Raw genomic sequence first — 17030 nt, forward strand, 5'->3', positions numbered from 1 at the left:
CTGTCTCAGGCTATCGGTTAAAGGGTTGAAGCGGCAGGGGCGGCGCCGCGGCTGCACGACGACGGGGGTGGGTTGAACCGGCGAGCCGGACGGGCAGGGTGGCCTGCCCGCGTGCCGGCCTTATTCCGCCGCCGTCCGCTGCGGCCGGCGCTGCATGACTTCCTTGAGGAAGCGGCCGGTGTAGGAGCGGGGGTTCGCGGCGATGTCCTCGGGGGTGCCGATGCCGACGACCTCGCCGCCGCCGTCGCCGCCCTCCGGGCCCATGTCGATGACCCAGTCGGCGGTCTTGATGACCTCGAGGTTGTGCTCGATCACCACCACCGTATTGCCGCTGTCGACCAACTCGTGCAGCACTTCAAGAAGCTTGGCTATATCGTGGAAATGCAGGCCGGTTGTCGGCTCGTCCAGCATGTAGAGCGTGCGGCCGGTGGCGCGGCGGCTCAGTTCCTTCGACAGTTTCACGCGCTGGGCTTCGCCGCCCGACAGGGTGGTGGCGGGCTGGCCGACCTTGACATAGCCGAGGCCGACGCGCTGCAGCGTCACGAACTTCTCGCGGATCGAGGGCACGGCGGCGAAGAACTCGACCGCCTCGTCGATGGTCATGTCGAGCACGTCGGCGATCGACTTGCCCTTGAACTGCACCTCGAGCGTCTCGCGGTTGTAGCGATGGCCCTTGCACACCTCGCAGGTGACGTAGACGTCGGGCAGGAAGTGCATCTCGATCTTGATGACGCCGTCGCCCTCGCACTTCTCGCAGCGGCCGCCCTTGACGTTGAACGAGAAGCGGCCCGGGCCGTAGCCGCGCGCCTTTGCTTCCGGCAGGCCGGCGAACCACTCGCGCATCGGGCCGAAGGCGCCGGTGTAGGTGGCAGGGTTCGAGCGCGGCGTGCGGCCGATCGGCGACTGGTCGATGTCGATGACCTTGTCGAGGTGCTCGAGACCGGTCAGGTGGTTGTGCGGCGCCGGGTTGACGCGCGCCCCGTTCAGCCGGCGGGCGATGGCCTGGTACATGGTGTCGATCATCAGCGTCGACTTGCCGCCGCCGGAGACGCCGGTGATGGCGACGAAGTTGCCGAGCGGCACGTCGACCGAGACGTTCTTCAGATTGTTGCCGGTGGCGCCGTCGATGTGGAGCTTCCTGGTCTTGCTCTGCTTGCGGCGCTCGACGGGGAGCGGGATGGCCAGCTCGCCGGTCAGGTACTTGCCGGTGATCGAGTTGGGATTGGCCATGATGTCGCGCGGCGTGCCCTCGGCGACGATGTGGCCGCCATGGACGCCGGCGCCGGGGCCGATGTCGACGACATAGTCGGCGGTGAGGATGGCGTCCTCGTCGTGCTCGACGACGATCACGGTGTTGCCGATGTCGCGCAGGCGCTGCAGGGTTTCGAGCAGGCGCTCGTTGTCGCGCTGGTGGAGGCCGATGGAGGGCTCGTCTAGCACGTAGAGCACGCCGGTGAGGCCGGAGCCGATCTGCGATGCCAAGCGGATGCGCTGGCTCTCGCCGCCCGACAGGGTGCCGGAATTGCGGGCGAGGGTCAGGTAGTCGAGGCCGACATCGTTGAGGAAGCCGAGCCGCTCCTTGATCTCCTTGAAGATGCGCTCGCCGATCTGGTTCTGCTGCGCGCTGAGCTTGCCGGGCAGCGCGTCGAACCAGGCCTTGGCGGCTCGGATCGACTTCTCCGAGACCTGGCCGATGTGCAGGCCATCGACCTTGACGGCGAGGGCTTCCGGCTTCAGGCGATAACCGTTGCAGGCGAGACAGGGCGCCTGCGACATGTAGCGCTCGATCTCCTCGCGCATGCCGGCGCTCTCGGTCTCCTTGTAGCGGCGTTCGAGATTGCCGATGACGCCCTCGAACGGCTTGGTCGACTTGTAGGTGCGCAAGCCATCGTCATAGACGAAGTTGATCGGGGTCGAGCCGGTGCCGAACAGCACGGCGTGCTGGACTTCGAAGGGCAGGTCCTCCCAGGCGGTACCGGTCGAGGCTCCGAAATGCTTCACCACGGCCTGCAGGGTCTGCAGATAGTAGGGCGCGCTGGTCTTGGACCATGGCAGGATAGCGCCGTCCTTCAGCGAAAGGGTGACATCGGGGACGATCAGGTTGGGATCGATCTTCTGCTCGGTGCCCAGGCCATCGCAGACCGGGCAGGCGCCGAACGGATTGTTGAACGAGAACAGGCGCGGCTCGATCTCGGGGATGGTGAAGCCGGAGATGGGATCGGCGAACTTCTCGGAAAAGATCAGGCGCCGGGGCGCGCCCTTGTCGTCGACCTCGTCGGCGAACTCGGCGAAGGCGATGCCGTCGGCGAGCTTGAGCGCAGTCTCGAAGCTTTCGGCGAGGCGGCCGGCGATATCGGGGCCGGTGACGACGCGATCGACCACCACCTCGATGTCGTGCTTGAGCTTCTTGTCGAGGCTGGGCGCGTCCTCGATGTCGTGGAACTCGCCGTCGATCTTGACGCGCTGGAAGCCCTTGCGCATCAGCTCGTTGAGCTCGCGCTTGTACTCGCCCTTGCGGCCGCGGGCGATGGGCGCGAGCAGGTAGAGCCGGGTTTCCTCGGGCAGGGCCATGACCTTGTCGACCATCTGGCTGACGGTCTGGCTCTCGATCGGCAGGCCGGTGACAGGCGAATAGGGGATGCCGACGCGCGCGAACAGCAGGCGCAGGTAGTCGTAGATCTCGGTGACGGTGCCGACGGTGGAGCGCGGGTTGCGGCTCGTCGTCTTCTGCTCGATCGAGATGGCCGGCGACAGGCCCTCGATGCTGTCGACATCGGGCTTCTGCATCATCTCGAGGAACTGGCGGGCATAGGCCGAGAGCGACTCGACGTAGCGGCGCTGGCCCTCGGCATAGATGGTGTCGAAAGCGAGCGAGGATTTTCCGGAGCCGCTCAGCCCTGTCATCACCACCAGGCTGTCGCGGGGCAGTCGCAGGTCGACGTTCTTGAGGTTGTGCTCCCTGGCGCCACGGATGACGAGATCACGGTTCGGGTTGCGCTTGTCGGCCATCTGGACTCTTCACCTCACGAGGCACGCGACCATGGAGCCACTGTGTGCCAAATCGTGTCAGGGTTTCAAAAATGAGGGGTCGGCTGCTCATTTGGGGATAGGGCGCCGGACTTGCAACCTAACCACGCGCAGCCGGTCCCTGTCATCACCGGCGGCGCCGCGGCGCGATCAACTGATCGAGAACATAAGCGGAACATTGTGGATTCGAGTCAAGCGGCACGATCCGAAGGCGCGTGCTAGGCTCGTTGGCGGAGGACATGGGCATGAAATACGTGATCGGGTGGTTGCGCATGAAGCCGGGTCGGCGGGACGACCTGCTGGCCCGCATAAGGCCGTTCGCGGCGGCGTCGCGCGAGGAGGAGGGCGTGATCTTCTTCGAGGTCAACCCGAGCGATGCCGAAGCCGACGTGGTGACGTTCGTCGAGTGCTATGAGAGCGAGGCTGTGCACCAGCGGCACCTCGCGACACCGGAACACGACGCGCTGCTGGCGGACATTGCGCTGATGGGGATCGGCGGGCGCTTCCACCATATCTATCCCGAGCGGACCGATACGCACGACCTCACGTTCTAGGGGGCAGGCCGGGCATGTGCTTGACAAGCCGCGTGCGAAATAGAACATATAGAGAACGCAGCCGCAAAGCTGTGGGTGGGCGCGCATTGGGCGCGCGCTGCCGGAACGATAGCGGTAGGATACGCGCTTGAGTTTTCAGCCCGGTGCGTGTCCGGGAAAGTTGAAAGGAATGTGCCATGGCAGGCAGCGTGAACAAGGTGATCCTCGTGGGCAATCTGGGCGCCGAGCCCGAGGTGCGCAACCTGCCGTCAGGTGGCAAGGTGGTGAACCTGAGCGTGGCGACGTCGGACCAGTGGCGCGACAAGAACACCGGCGAGCGCAAGGAGCGCACCGAGTGGCACCGCGTCGTGATCTTCTCGGAAGGCCTCGTGCGCGTCGCCGAGCAGTATCTGCACAAGGGCTCCAAGGTGTACATCGAGGGCGCGCTGCAGACCCGCAAGTGGCAGGACCAGAGCGGCCAGGACAAGTACTCCACCGAGGTCGTGCTGCAGGGCTTCAACTCGACGCTGACCATGCTCGACGGGCGCGGCGAGGGCGAGGGCGCCCCGGGCGGGTTCTCGGGCCCGCGCGAAAGCTCGTCCTTCGGCGGCGGCCGCCAGGAAGCGCGGCGGCCGAGCTCGGCCCCGGCCTTCGAGGGCGGCGCGATGGACGACGACATCCCGTTCTGAGCGGGGGAGCGCTGGCGAGCCGATGCCCCATGGCATCGCGCCGGCGGCGCTGAAAGTGAACCCTGCGGGCTCGATCAGCCAACCAGCCTCGACCTGAAGCGGCGGGGGCCCGCGATGCACTGGTTGCGGCCCTGCGCCTTGGCGTCGTAGAGGGCGAGGTCGGCGGTGCCGAGCAGCCAGGTGGCCTCGGGCACGGCGTCCTCCCGGCGCGGATCGAGGGTGGCGACGCCGATGCTGACGGTGGCGACGGCCCACGGCAGGTTGCGCGGATGCGGAATGGCGAGCGCCTCGACCTGGCGGCAGAGATCGACGCCGATGGCGCGGGCCGCCGCAAGGTCGGTGGCGGGCAGCAGCAGCGCCAGTTCCTCGCCGCCGAAGCGGGCCGCGACATCGGCCGGGCGGCGGGCGGCGCGCGCCATCAGCACCGCAATGGACTTGAGGCATGCATCGCCGGCCAGATGGCCGTGGTCGTCGTTGAAACGCTTGAAGCGGTCGGCATCGATCATCAGCAGCGACAGCGGTGTGCCGGTGCGGCGCGCCAGGGCGACCTCGCGCGCCAGGGCCGTGTCGAAGGCGCGGCGGTTGGCCAGCTCGGTCAGGCCGTCGCGCAGCGCCATGCCCTCGAGCCGCAGCTCCAGCTCCTTGCGGTCGGTGATGTCGCGGGTGACGCCGACGACCGAGAACTGGCCGGACGGCTCGGCGGCGACGCGCAGGGAGGTCTCGAGCCAGATCTCGCGACCATCGCGGCGCAGCCGGCGGAAAGCCACGGTCTCCTGCTCGCTTTCCCCCTGGCGGAGTCGTTCGGCGGCGGCCTCGACCGCGGGACGATCCTCGTCATTGATGACGTCGAAGGCATTCCTGCCGAGCAGCTCGCCCGGGGTTTCGCCGGTCAGTCGCTCCACGGCCGGGGAGATGTAGGTGCGCGTCCCGTCGGCGGCGAAGCGCTCGACGAGGTCGCTGGCGCTTTCGGCGAGCAGGCGGAACTCGCCCTCCTTCTGCTTCAGCACGGCGTCGCTGTGCAGGCGGCGGCGGAACTGGTCGGTGGCGCGCAGGCCGAGCCCGGCGATGGCGAGCGTGAACACGAGCGTGGCGATGCCGCGCAGCAGGGCGCCGTGCCGCCAGTCGGCCAGGGCCTCGTCGCGCGAGACGGCGACGACGGCGGTGACCGGATAGCGCGCGCCGCGGTCGAAGCCGGCGATGCGGGCAACGCCGTCCGCGGCGGGGATGAACTCGTAGTCGCCGCTGCTGCCGGAGCCGGGGCGGGGGCCGAACAGGGCGACGCTCGAACTGGCGATCGGCGAGGTGAAGGGCTCGCCGGTCAGGGTGTGCCCGGCGTGATCGTAAAGCGTGATGGCGCCCCGGGGCCCGACATCGACCTTGCCGTGCACGGCATTGAAGTAGCGCGAGTCGATGGTGGCGACGACGATGCCGGCGAAGCGCCGCGACGGCCCTTCGAGCCGCCGGCTGACCGTGGTCAGCAGCGCGTCGCCGGCGGCGTTGGGGACGGGCTCCGCGAAGGCGGCGGCGAGTGTGTCGCTGTCGCGATGCCGGGCAAAGACGTCGTCGGCGGAACGATCCTCGACCTCGGGGCCCGAGGCGGCGGTGCTGACCAGCCAGCGGCCGGTGGCGTCGTAGACGGTCAGCTCGGCGAGGCGGGGGGAGCCTTCCAGCAGATGGAGCATGAACGCTTCCGCCCGGCCCAGTCCGGCAGCATCGGTGCCGGTGGTGCCGAGTTCGTAGGCCACCATGCCGACGGCCTGCTCGGCGATCTCGTAGGTGTCCTCGGCGTGCTGGCGCATGGAGCGGGCGAGGTTCCGCGCCTCGTGCCGGGCCTTGGCGAGCGCGGCATCGTGGGCGGACCATTCGCGCCAGCCTTCGAAGGCCAGGATGGCAGCGCAGATGGCCAGCACATAGGCAAGGGCCTTCAGGCTCAGCGATTTCGGCGCCGGGCTGGCCATGATCCGGTAACTTCCGGTTCGGAATTCATCGGGCTGTGTCGCATGGTTCCGTTAACATCGGGCCAAGCGACACCCTCGCATCGTCCCGGATGCGTTTACCAAGAATCGAACGGGCGGCTCGCTGGCCGCCCGTCGGGAACACCTGGATCGCCGTGCGCGGCGCTTACTTCGTGAACGGCACCGAGGCCTTGAGCGTATCGCCGGTCGCGTTGAACACGACGTTGAAATCGACCTGGATGGCCGCGCCCTTGCCCTTGAGCGCGATGGCGGCGGTCACGGTGAGGTCGTTGCCTTCCTCGTCCTTGTTCCGCTCCTTGAGGTTGAAGATGATGCCGTCACCGGACTTCTTGCCGACGGCGAGGCCGGAGAAGGTGACGTTGGAGGTCATCGCGGCCTCGTAGCGGCTGTTCTGGTCGCTGTAGGCGAGCGTGCCGTTGACGGCGAGGCTGGTGCCGGCGAGCGAGCAGCGGCCGGAATAGTTGACCTTGTCGGCGTTCCCTTCGCTGAGCGTCAGGCGGCAGACAACGGACTCGCTCTCGGCGCCGATCAGCTGGCCGCGGCCCTTCCACGCTCCGATGTAGGACTTGATCAGCGCGACGTCGGCGGGGGCGGCCAGCGCCGGCATGGCGGCCAGGGGGGTAACGGCAAGCAGACCAGCGAGCGCGGCAATGCGCGTCAGGGGTCCCAACAGCTTCATTTCTTAACGCCTCCAAGCGGATGAAAGAATCGCCCCCCGGCGACCAGCAGAGCCGGCAGGATGAACACATCGCCGATCAGTGCAAAGCCGAGAGTTATCACAAACAGGGTGCCAAACAAGGCGACTTGCGGCAGTTCGGAGAACATGACGATCGCCGTTCCCGAGCAGAGGATCAGCGTCGCCGCGATGATGGCGCCACCGATCCGCTCCATCGTGTGGTGGATGGCGTCGAGGTGGTTGCGCCCTTCTTCGCGGCGGGCGTGCAGGTAGTGCGAGAGGAAGTGCGTGGTGTCGTCGACGGCGATACCGAAGGCGATGGTGAGCGACAGCACGGTGGTGAGCTGCAGGCCGGCACCGGACCACCACAGCCAGGCCTCGGTGCCCAGGATCGGGAACAGGTTCGGGATGGCCGTCGCCACGGCGACGCGCAGGGAGCGGAAGGCCCAGCCGATCAGGAACAGGTTGACGATCACCGAGATGGTGAGGTCGAGCTGCAGGCCGCGCACGATGTTGTCGGTGGCATAGGTGGTCATGACGCGGAAGCCGCCGACCTCGATGCCGTCGATGCCGGCCGCCTTGACGTCGGCCTCGATGCCCTCCTTGAGCCGGACCAGCTCCTCGGAATCGATGATGGTCGGCATGAAGCCGGTGACCAGCGCGCGGCTGCCGTCGTCGGTGACGAAGCGGCGCTTCAGGTCGCCCACGGCGTTGAAGATCTGCTCGCGGGTGAAGCCGCTGTCGGCGTAGTGGGTGAAGGCGGCAGCCGAGATGACCTTGTTCTTGCCCAGGTACTTCTCGACGATCTCGTGGACCTTTTTGACCTTCTCGAAGTCCTTGTCGCCCACGTCGGCGATGCCCTCGTCGAGCGGCACGTTGACATAGAGCGGGGCGACGCCGCCGACGCCCTGGTCGATCTGCTCGGCGGCCGTCAGGGCGGTCGAGCCCTTGGCCATGAAGTCCTCGAACGAGAAGTGCGGCTGGATCAGGCCGTAGGGGATGAGCAGCAGGCCGGTGGTGACAATGGCAAGGACGGCCAGAGGGCGGCCGAAGCGCTTGGCCACCCACCAGGCGACCGGGATCGGCGCGGTGATGGCGAAGCTCGGCTTGGGCGCCTTGAAGCCCAGGCGCACGGCGAGCTTGAGCAGCAGCGGCAGGAACGTCATCAGGCAGATGAAATTCGTCAGCGAGGCGATGGTGCCGGCGTAGGAGAATTCCTGGATGCCCTGGCCGGCGGTCAGCGACAGCGAGGCGAAGGAGATGAGCGTGGTCAGCATGGTCAGCGCGCTGGCCGGACCGACGACGCGCACCGTCTCGTCCACGGCCTTGTACGGATCCATGCCCTCGCGCCAGTAGGCGAGCCAGTTGAAGATGAAGAACAGGCTCTCGGCGAAGGCGATCACCAGGATGATCGTGGTGACGATGATGGTGAGGAACGAGAACGAGCCGAACAGCGCGATGATCGTGCCCATCACCCACATCACGGCGACGAAGGGCGTGGCGGCGACGAGGATGGCGCCCCAGAACGAGCGCAGCGAGAACAGCGCGATGAGCGCGCCGAGGGTGAAGCCGTAGATGGTGAACTTGATCTGGTCGTCGACCGCGGCGCTGAGCATTTCGCCGGTCCAGATCGGCGGGCCGGTGAGTTCGACCTGCACCTGGTCGGACTGGTAGTCGGCGACCAGGGCGCGCAGGTCGGCGATCATCGCCTTGGTGCCCTTGCCCCTGGTCATCTCGGGGTTGGGGAAGACGATGATGACCACCCCGGAGAGGTCCGGGTTGATCAGGTTGCGCATCATCGGGTCGGTCTGCTGCAGGTTGGTCAGCGCAGCGCGGACTTCCTCGGGCGTCTGCATGCCTTCGGGCACGGCGGGCAGGGTGGTGCCATCGGCGGTCGGCACGCGCAGCGTGAAGGCCGACATGGTGCCGCTGATATATTCGCTGTTGGACAGATCGAGCGCCATCTCGCGGATGGTCTCGATGGTCTGGGGGTTGGCCAGGTCGGGAGAACGGACCAGCAGGTAGATGTCGTTCTCGAAGGTCCCGAAGGTGTCGGCGAGGCGGTCGTAGGCGTCGTATTCCTCGCCCGAGTGGGCAAACACGCGCAGCAGGTCGCCGTCGACGCTGGCGCGCGGAATCTGCACCGCGCAGAAGACCGACATGACCATGACGAAAATGCCGACCACGAGCGGCCAGCGCAGCGTCAGGTGCCCGAGATATTCGAGGCCGAAACCGATCGACCGGTCATGCCCGAAGAGCCAGTTCCAGATGCGGCCCGGCAGTGAATCCTTATTCAAAAGAATCTTCCCCTAGACGGCGACCCCCGCGTCAGGCGCGGATTACTACGGTCTGCCGGTGCACGCGTCCAGCCGTTTGATCTTCGGGATTCGGCCTGAATCTCGCCCATCCTGCCGGATTCTGGCGCAAAGTTGCCGCAAACCCACGGCAGGGTGGCATGAGGCGACGTGCAGCGCCCCGATGGCGGTGGACATCCGGCCCGGATACGCCAGTGTCCGTTGGTTTCCGCCGCGGGAATCGCCTAAAGCTTCGCTTTGGTTTCCCTAGTTCGAAAACGGCTCCGTGGCAGACAATAACCAAGACGAGACCGGCGCTCCCGCGCCGTCCGACATCGCCCCGATTTCGCTGACCGACGAGATGCGCAAGTCCTATCTCGATTACGCTATGAGCGTGATCGTGAGCCGGGCCCTGCCGGACGTGCGCGACGGGCTGAAACCGGTGCACCGGCGCATCCTGCATTCGATGAACGAGCAGGGTTATTCGTGGAACCGCCCGTATCGCAAGTCGGCCCGCGTGGTCGGCGACGTGATCGGTAAATACCACCCGCACTCCAACGACGCGGTGTACTTCTCGCTGGTCCGCATGGCGCAGGAATTCTCGCTGCGCGTCACGCTGATCGACGGCCAGGGCAATTTCGGCTCGGTCGATGGCGATATGCCGGCGGCCATGCGCTACACCGAAGTGCGCATGGAGAAGGTGACCGAGAGCCTGCTCGAGGACATCGACAAGGACACGGTCGACTTCAAGGACAACTACGACGCTTCCGAGAGGGAGCCGACAGTGTTGCCGGCTCGCTTCCCGAACCTGCTGGTCAACGGCGGGCAGGGCATCGCCGTGGGCATGGCGACCAATATCCCGACCCACAACCTGGGCGAGGTGATCGACGCGCTGCTGATGCTGATGGACAACCCCGGCGCGATTACCGAAGACCTGATGACCGTGCTGCCCGGGCCGGATTTCCCGACCGCCGCCATCATTCTCGGCCGCTCGGGCATCCGCCAGGCCTACGAGACCGGTCGCGGCAGCATCCTGATCCGCGGGCGCTCGCACACCGAGGAGATGCGCGGCAGCCGCGAGGCCATCATCATCACCGAGATCCCGTACCAGGTGAACAAGGCGGTGATGATCGAGAAGATCGCCGAGCTGGTGCGCGACAAGCGGATCGAGGGCATTTCCGACGTTCGCGACGAATCCGACCGCCATGGCATGCGCGTGGTGATCGAACTCAGGCGCGACGCCGTGCCGGAGGTGGTGCTGAACCAGCTCTACCGCTTCACGCCGCTGCAGAGCTCGTTCGGCTGCAACTTCGTGGCGCTCAACGGCGGCAAGCCGGAGCTGATGAGCCTCAAGACGATGCTCACCGCGTTCATCGACTTCCGCGAAGTCGTGGTGACGCGCCGGACCCGCTTCCTGCTCAACAAGGCGCGCGACCGCGCCCATATCCTCGTCGGCCTCGCGGTGGCGGTGGCCAACGTCGACGAAGTGATCCGCCTGATCCGCACCTCGCCCGATCCGACCACGGCGCGCGAACGGCTGATGGAACGGGACTGGCCGGCGCGCGACGTGGCGCCGCTGATCGCGCTGATCGACGACCCGCGCCACCGGATGAACGAGGACGGCACGTTCAAGCTGAGCGACGAGCAGGCGCGCGCCATCCTGGCGCTGACGTTGAGCCGGCTCACCGCACTGGGCGTCACCGAGATCGGCGAGGAGCTCAACGGGCTGGGCGCCGACATCTCCGAATATCTCGACATCCTGCGCTCGCGGGAGCGGGTGATGCAGATCGTCCGCGACGAACTGACTGCGATCAAGGACCAGTTCAACACGCCGCGCCTGACCACCATCGACGAGGCGGCGGGCGACTTCGAGGACGAGGACCTGATCGCGCGCGAAGACATGGTGGTGACCGTCACGCATGGCGGCTACATCAAGCGCGTGCCGCTCTCGGCCTACCGGGCGCAGCGGCGCGGCGGCAAGGGCCGCTCGGGCATGGCGACGCGCGACGAGGATTTCGTCTCGCGGCTGTTCGTGGCCAATACGCACACGCCGGTGCTGTTCTTCTCGTCGGCCGGGCAGGTCTACAAGATGAAGGTCTGGCGCCTGCCGATCGGCGAGCCGCAGGCGCGCGGCCGGGCGTTGATCAACATGCTGCCGCTCGAGGCCGACGAGCGCATCACCTCGATCATGCCGCTGCCCGAGGACGAGGGCAGCTGGCAGCAGCTCGACGTGATGTTCTCGACCATCCGCGGCACGGTGCGGCGCAACTCGCTGGCCGATTTCGTCGAGATCAACAAGAACGGCAAGATCGCCATGAAGCTGGACGAGGGGGACGGCATCGTCGATGTCGCCACCTGCACGGCCAATGACGACGTGCTGCTGACCACGGCGCTGGGGCAGGCGATCCGCTTCCAGGTCGACGAGGTGCGCGTGTTCAAGGGCCGCGACTCGACCGGCGTGCGCGGCATCAGCCTCGCCGAGGGCGACCGCGTCATCTCGATGGCGATCATCCACCACTTCGACGCGGACTCGGCGGAACGTGCGGCCTACCTCAAGATGAGCCGGGCGGTGCGCGGCGAAGGTGAAGCCGAGGACGTGTCCGAGGACGCCGAGGATGCGGTGCCGGCCGGCGAGCTCAGCCAGGAGCGCTATGCCGCGATGTCGGCGGCCGAGCAGTTCATCCTGACGATCTCGGAAAACGGCTACGGCAAGCGCACGTCCAGCCACGAGTACCGGATTACCGGGCGCGGCGGCAAAGGCATCGTCGCCATGGCGGTGAACAAGCGCAACGGCCCGCTGGTCGGCTCCTTCCCGGTGGAGGACGGCGACCAGATCATGCTGGTGACCAATGGCGGCCAGGTGATCCGCGTGCCGGTCGATGCCGGCTCCGACAACCGCATCCGCATCGTCGGCCGCTCGTCGCAGGGCGTCACGGTGTTCAACACCGCCGAGGACGAGAAGGTGGTGTCGGTGGAACGGATCTCCGAGCCGGAAGGCGAGGACGAAGACGGCGCGGACGAGCCCGAGGTGACGCCGGAGGCGTGATCGTCGTCGTTTGTGGCCGATTTCGACGAGGCGCCGTGACCTCCACGGTGCCTCGTTTTGCTTTGTGCCGGCGTAACGGGAGCGGGTGATCGGCTGCGCCCATGGCCGGCATTGCGGGGCGCCGCCAGGGGCTTGATCTGGGTCAAGGACGTGCCGGCGCGGATGCGGTTCGTTCCGCCTCGAACCACCGAAGGAGTCGAGGCGATGGCCGCCATGTCACACATCACCCTGGAACTGGCGCGTGAGCCGGGGCATCCGCATGGCGACCGCGGCCATGGCTATCACCTGTACCTGCCGCTGACCGCCGACGGCCGCGTCGATGGCGACGCCTGGCATCGCTTCCAGCATGCCTGCCGCGTGCGCCGCTTCCGGCCCGGCGAAGAGGAGAAGCATGGCCGCATCCTGCGCGGGCCGGGCGGGCAGTGGCGCTTCGACTACGACGAGCGGACCGATGCCGATGACGAGCACGGCTTCCGGCTGCGCGAGGAGACGTTCCTGCCCGGCGAGTACCTGTCGATCCGCGAGGACGACGGCAGGCTGCATACGTTCCAGATCATCGCGATCCGGCCGGAATAGGGCTGCCCTAGCTCCTGAGCCCGGGTGCTTCCTGGCCGGTGCTCTGCACGTATTCGGTGTAGCCGCCGCCATACTTGTGGATGCCCTCGGGCGTCAGTTCCAGCACGCGGTTGCTCAGCGCGGCGAGGAAGTGGCGGTCGTGCGAGACGAACAGCATGGTGCCTTCGTAGGCGGCCAGCGCCGCGATGAGCATCTGCTTGGTGGCGATGTCGAGGTGGTTGGTCGGCTCGTCGAGGACCAGCAGGTTCGGCGGATCGAACAGCAGCAGGGCCATGACGAGGCGCGCCTTCTCGCCGCCGGAGAGGACGCGGCACTTCTTGTCGATGTCGTCGCCGGGGAAGCCGAAGCAGCCGGCGAGGGCGCGGAGCGGGGCCTGGCCGGCCTGGGGGAAGGCGTCCTGCAGGGTTTCGAACACGGTGCGGTCGCCATCGAGCACGTCCATGGCGTGCTGGGCGAAATAGCCCAGCTTGACGCTCGGGCCGCGCGCGACGGTGCCGGCGTCGGGCTCGGCGGCGCCGGCGACGAGCTTCAGCAGCGTCGACTTGCCGGCGCCGTTGATGCCCATGATGCACCAGCGCTCCTGGCGGCGGATGTGGAAGTCGAAGCCGTCGTAGATGGTCCGGCTGCCATAGCGCTTGGCGACGCTCTTGAGCATCACCACGTCCTCGCCCGAGCGTGGCGCCGGGCGGAATTCGAAGGCGATGGTCTGCTGGCGCCGGGGCGGCTCGACGCGGTCGATCTTGTCGAGCTTCTTGACCCTGCTCTGCACCTGGGCGGCATGGCTGGCGCGCGCCTTGAAACGCTCGATGAAGGCGATTTCCTTGGCCAGCATGGCCTGCTGGCGCTCGAACTGGGCCTGCTGCTGCTTGTCCGACAGGGCGCGCTGCTGGGTGTAGAAATCGTAGTCGCCGGTGTAGGTGGTCAGGGAGCCGCCGTCGATCTCGACGATCTTGTTGACGATGCGGTTCATGAACTCGCGGTCGTGCGAGGTCATCAGGATGGCGCCCTGGTAGCCCTTGAGGAAGCTCTCGAGCCAGATCAGGCTTTCGAGGTCGAGATGGTTGGAGGGCTCGTCGAGCAGCAGCACGTCGGGCGCCATCAGCAGGATGCGGGCGAGGGCGACGCGCATCTTCCAGCCACCCGAGAGGGCGCCGACGTCGCCGTCCATCATCTCCTGGGAAAAGCCGAGGCCGTCGAGCACCTCGCGGGCGCGGCCATCGAGGGAATAGCCGTCGAGCTCCTGGAAGCGCCCCTGCACCTCGCCGTAGCGGGCGATGATCTCGTCCATGCGGTCGGCCTCGCCGGGGTCGGCCATAGCCGCCTCGAGCCCGGCCATCTCGGCCATCAGCTCGCTGACCGGGCCGGCGCCGTCCATCACCTCGGCAACCACCGAGCGACCGCTCATCTCGCCGACATCCTGGCTGAAATAGCCGATGGACACGCCGCGATCGACGGAGACCTGGCCCTCGTCGGGCTGCTCGTCGCCGATGATCATGCGGAACAGCGTGGTCTTGCCGGCGCCGTTGGGCCCGACCAGCCCGGCCTTCTCGCCGCGGAGCAGCGAAGCGGACGCCTCGATGAAGACGATCTGCCTGCCGTTCTGCTTGGAGATATTTTCGAGGCGGATCATGGGCGGTCGGGGTCCCGGAGACAGTGGAGCGGGACACCTACAGAAGATCGGCGCGCAGCGGAAGCCATCGCGATCGATGCAATCCAGCCCCGCTCACGGGATTGGCAAGCCGCCCGTTCCCTGCAATAGGGACGCCATGACGAACTCCGATGACGACTACGTGTACGACGAAGCGACCGGCGAATGGCGCCCGGCTTCAGAGGTTGCAGGCGCGCCGACCCAGGCGATCGAGGTGCGCGACGCCTCCGGGACCCTCCTGGCCGATGGCGACTCCGTGGTGCTTATCAAGGACCTGAAGGTCAAGGGGGCCGGCCAGACCCTGAAGCAGGGCACGGTCATCAAGTCGATCCGGCTGACAGACAACCCCGACGAGATCGATTGCCGGCACGACGCGATCAAGGGCCTCGTCCTGCGCACCGAGTTCGTGCGAAGGCGCTAGGCGAGGGGGCGGGCTGGCGGGGGACCTACTTGGGCTGGTTGCCCGTGGCACGGACTGCTGCGCGAGCATGACTAACCTTTCTGCAATGCGCGTTGGAGGAGCGCGGTTGAATAGAACTCGTACGAGGCCGCCTTATCCGGGAAATCGATCAGATGGACTGTGAAGCGGCAGGGAACTCCATTTTCGGGAAGGTTATCGGCAAAGAAGGATGAGTATGCCTCGGCATAGGCTTGCCGAAGGCGATCCTGCTCAGCGGCATATCCGGCGGGGTCGGCGAGGATGTTCGGGGTCTTCGGTTGGGCACCGAACGCGTGCATCTCGATGAAGTCGATTTCCCGCAAGGACGAGCAGATTCCCGCCTCGACCAGCCACTTCTCCCAGCACCTGAAGACCAGAGCGACTTCCTGATGCGGATCCATCGACACGAGTTTGTCGAGTCCCAGGACGCCCTTTGCCGAGTAGCCACCCGTCAGGCCAGCGAAATGAATCTTGAGGTCGCCATCCGCCTGTTCCTCGGTGACCAGCGCCGAGAGAACAGGTCGATCGCCTTCGTAGTAATAGGTGAGTTTGCCGCGCTTCCTGACATTGAATGCCATCGATAATTTCCTGGATTAGCTTGTCAGAACCTGTCGCAGCCGGGCGGCAACGACATCGGCCTCGTCGCGCGTCAGCGTCTGCGGATTCAATGCGATGGCGTTGGGGTCATCGGCCATTGCACCAACCTCAATCCACACATCGCCGTTCTTGAGCGCGTCAACGACCTGGTCGCGCGTCTTCCTGAATCCGGCATTGAGACGGACGATTGCGCGGGCGTGCGGTTGGCCAGCTTCACTTGGGAAGCCGCGTTCCGGTGTCACTCCAGCTATGTTGCCGAGGCCTTCGATCCAGCTCTGGACGATCGTTTCGTAACCTTCGAGGATCGCGGCTTCGTCCTGATCCAGTGTGTACTGCACGGCGGCGAGCATCCCGGCGAGTTCTTCCTTTCCGACTTTCAACGGTCGACCGATGCCCTGCGTTGGCGGTGAAAGTCGGCGGCAACCTGCGATCAGTTCCCTGGCCCCAAGGACCAGACCGGCAGATTGCGGCCCGCGGATACCTTTGCCGCCGCTGAAGAGGACACCCTCGCAACCGAGGACCTTTGTGTAGTGCCACAGGTTCGAAACCGGCGGAATCTGGGCAGCGGCATCAACCAGAACCGGGACGTTGTGCCTCTTGGCGATCGCGATGACATCCTCGATCGGCGGAGATTTCACTGCCAGCGCACCAGCAAACCAGACCAGGCATGCGGTATGCCCGGTTATGGCCGCCTCGAACGATTTGAGGGTGTCGTCGCACTCGACGATTGAGGCGCCGGTCTGGAGAATCGCGAAGTCGTAGCCGTTACGCTGCGAAGCGAAGACGATGGCTTCGTTCCTGGTGATGCCCTTGAGCATTGGATACGCCATCGGATCAGGTTCGTTCGGCGCTGCCATGAGAGTTGCGACCGCGAGCACGATCCCACCTGCTGCACCCGAGGAAACGAATGCCGCCTCATTCCGGGTGAGTTCGGCAATTCGGTCGCCGACCCGCGTTTGAAAGAGTGGCAGATCGATAAACGAGCCAGCCGCCGCATTCATCGCCTCGAGGACTTCCCCGGGCATGCGCGACCCACCAAGTTTGGTGAGTGTTGCTGACGCGTTGATGATCGGCTTGATGCCGAGGTCTTCGTAGATGCCCACCCGCAGAACCCCCCTCGCGAAACTGGCGAATCCATTCGTTGGGCGTCAGCCTACCCATTCCGGACGGCTGCTGCATTCACGGATTCTGGTCATGTGCTTGAACACAAAGGCGATTGTAACCAGTTGATCTGGCTGCGCGCGGGGGCGTCTCATGAAGCCTTGGAGCGATCACGGCACGGGCATCATGCCCGTAGGCAGCATCCCCTCGACGACATGCTCAATTGTCCAGCGGAAAGCTCAGCGTTCCGGCCGCTTCGGGCCAGAAGTGGACACCAACCTTCGGCTGACGGAGTCTTCTGCTTTACGACTGAGAGGCCACGGGGTCACAGACCAAGGTCCGCACCCCGCCGATTTTGTCCCTCTCGCGGGAACGCGGCGAGCCGCAGTCGCATCCAATAGCCAGGACGGAAATGATGAGGCCGATCC

Annotated in this window: 12 protein-coding genes; 5 read left to right on the top strand and 7 right to left on the bottom strand. The window is 66.2% G+C overall.

The features are described 5' to 3' along the window. Positions 1 to 120 precede the first annotated feature (120 nt). Complete coding sequence (uvrA, locus tag J0I99_RS09890) at positions 121 to 3009, bottom strand: excinuclease ABC subunit UvrA (RefSeq protein WP_291397291.1); 2889 nt, start codon at positions 3007 to 3009, stop codon at positions 121 to 123. 263 nt (positions 3010 to 3272) lie between these two features. Here uvrA and J0I99_RS09895 point away from each other — a divergent pair, with 263 nt between their 5' ends. Then, positions 3273 to 3581 carry an antibiotic biosynthesis monooxygenase gene (locus tag J0I99_RS09895; RefSeq protein ID WP_291397293.1) on the top strand — a complete coding sequence of 103 codons (309 nt, stop codon included), beginning with the start codon at positions 3273 to 3275 and terminating at the stop codon, positions 3579 to 3581. A 176-nt stretch (positions 3582 to 3757) separates the two neighbouring features. Further along, positions 3758 to 4249 carry a single-stranded DNA-binding protein gene (ssb, locus tag J0I99_RS09900; protein WP_291391788.1) on the top strand — a complete coding sequence of 164 codons (492 nt, stop codon included), beginning with the start codon at positions 3758 to 3760 and terminating at the stop codon, positions 4247 to 4249. A 74-nt stretch (positions 4250 to 4323) separates the two neighbouring features. Here ssb and J0I99_RS09905 read toward each other — a convergent pair whose 3' ends face one another. The 3 genes from J0I99_RS09905 to J0I99_RS09915 all read right to left on the bottom strand — a co-directional run bounded on the left by J0I99_RS09905 (position 4324) and on the right by J0I99_RS09915 (position 9198). After that, on the bottom strand, positions 4324 to 6207 hold the full coding sequence (locus J0I99_RS09905) for a diguanylate cyclase (protein WP_291397295.1): 1884 nt from the start codon (positions 6205 to 6207) through the stop codon (positions 4324 to 4326). A 163-nt stretch (positions 6208 to 6370) separates the two neighbouring features. Beyond that, complete coding sequence (locus J0I99_RS09910) at positions 6371 to 6904, bottom strand: hypothetical protein (protein WP_291391784.1); 534 nt, start codon at positions 6902 to 6904, stop codon at positions 6371 to 6373. Next, complete coding sequence (locus J0I99_RS09915; protein ID WP_291397297.1) at positions 6901 to 9198, bottom strand: MMPL family transporter; 2298 nt, start codon at positions 9196 to 9198, stop codon at positions 6901 to 6903. Before J0I99_RS09915 ends, J0I99_RS09910 begins: the two co-directional genes overlap by 4 nt. A 283-nt stretch (positions 9199 to 9481) precedes the next feature. Between J0I99_RS09915 and gyrA the strand changes: the two genes are divergently transcribed. Both gyrA and J0I99_RS09925 read left to right on the top strand, forming a co-directional pair. Then, on the top strand, positions 9482 to 12241 hold the full coding sequence (gene gyrA / locus J0I99_RS09920) for a DNA gyrase subunit A (protein WP_291397299.1): 2760 nt from the start codon (positions 9482 to 9484) through the stop codon (positions 12239 to 12241). Between the two features lie 204 nt (positions 12242 to 12445). After that, complete coding sequence (locus tag J0I99_RS09925) at positions 12446 to 12817, top strand: hypothetical protein (RefSeq protein WP_291391781.1); 372 nt, start codon at positions 12446 to 12448, stop codon at positions 12815 to 12817. Positions 12818 to 12824: 7 nt separating this feature from the next. Here J0I99_RS09925 and J0I99_RS09930 read toward each other — a convergent pair whose 3' ends face one another. Beyond that, complete coding sequence (locus tag J0I99_RS09930) at positions 12825 to 14447, bottom strand: ABC-F family ATP-binding cassette domain-containing protein (protein ID WP_291397301.1); 1623 nt, start codon at positions 14445 to 14447, stop codon at positions 12825 to 12827. A gap of 136 nt (positions 14448 to 14583) precedes the next feature. On the opposite strand from J0I99_RS09930, the gene J0I99_RS09935 reads away from it, so the two are divergent. Beyond that, the gene (locus J0I99_RS09935; protein ID WP_291397303.1) at positions 14584 to 14886 is read left to right on the top strand and encodes an alkylphosphonate utilization protein; all 303 of its coding nucleotides are present in this window, start codon (positions 14584 to 14586) and stop codon (positions 14884 to 14886) included. A gap of 71 nt (positions 14887 to 14957) precedes the next feature. Here the strand turns inward: J0I99_RS09935 and J0I99_RS09940 are convergent, their stop codons facing one another. Together J0I99_RS09940 and J0I99_RS09945 are read right to left on the bottom strand one after the other, a co-directional pair. Beyond that, entirely contained in the window at positions 14958 to 15482 is a 525-nt protein-coding gene (locus tag J0I99_RS09940) for a hypothetical protein (protein WP_291397305.1), read from the bottom strand. A gap of 15 nt (positions 15483 to 15497) precedes the next feature. Further along, positions 15498 to 16604, bottom strand: a complete 1107-nt coding sequence (locus tag J0I99_RS09945) for an aminotransferase class V-fold PLP-dependent enzyme (RefSeq protein ID WP_291397307.1) — start codon at positions 16602 to 16604, stop codon at positions 15498 to 15500. Positions 16605 to 17030: the final 426 nt, after the last annotated feature.

The sequence above is a fragment of the Devosia sp. genome (genome assembly GCF_017307495.1).
GTDB lineage: Bacteria > Pseudomonadota > Alphaproteobacteria > Rhizobiales > Devosiaceae > Devosia_A.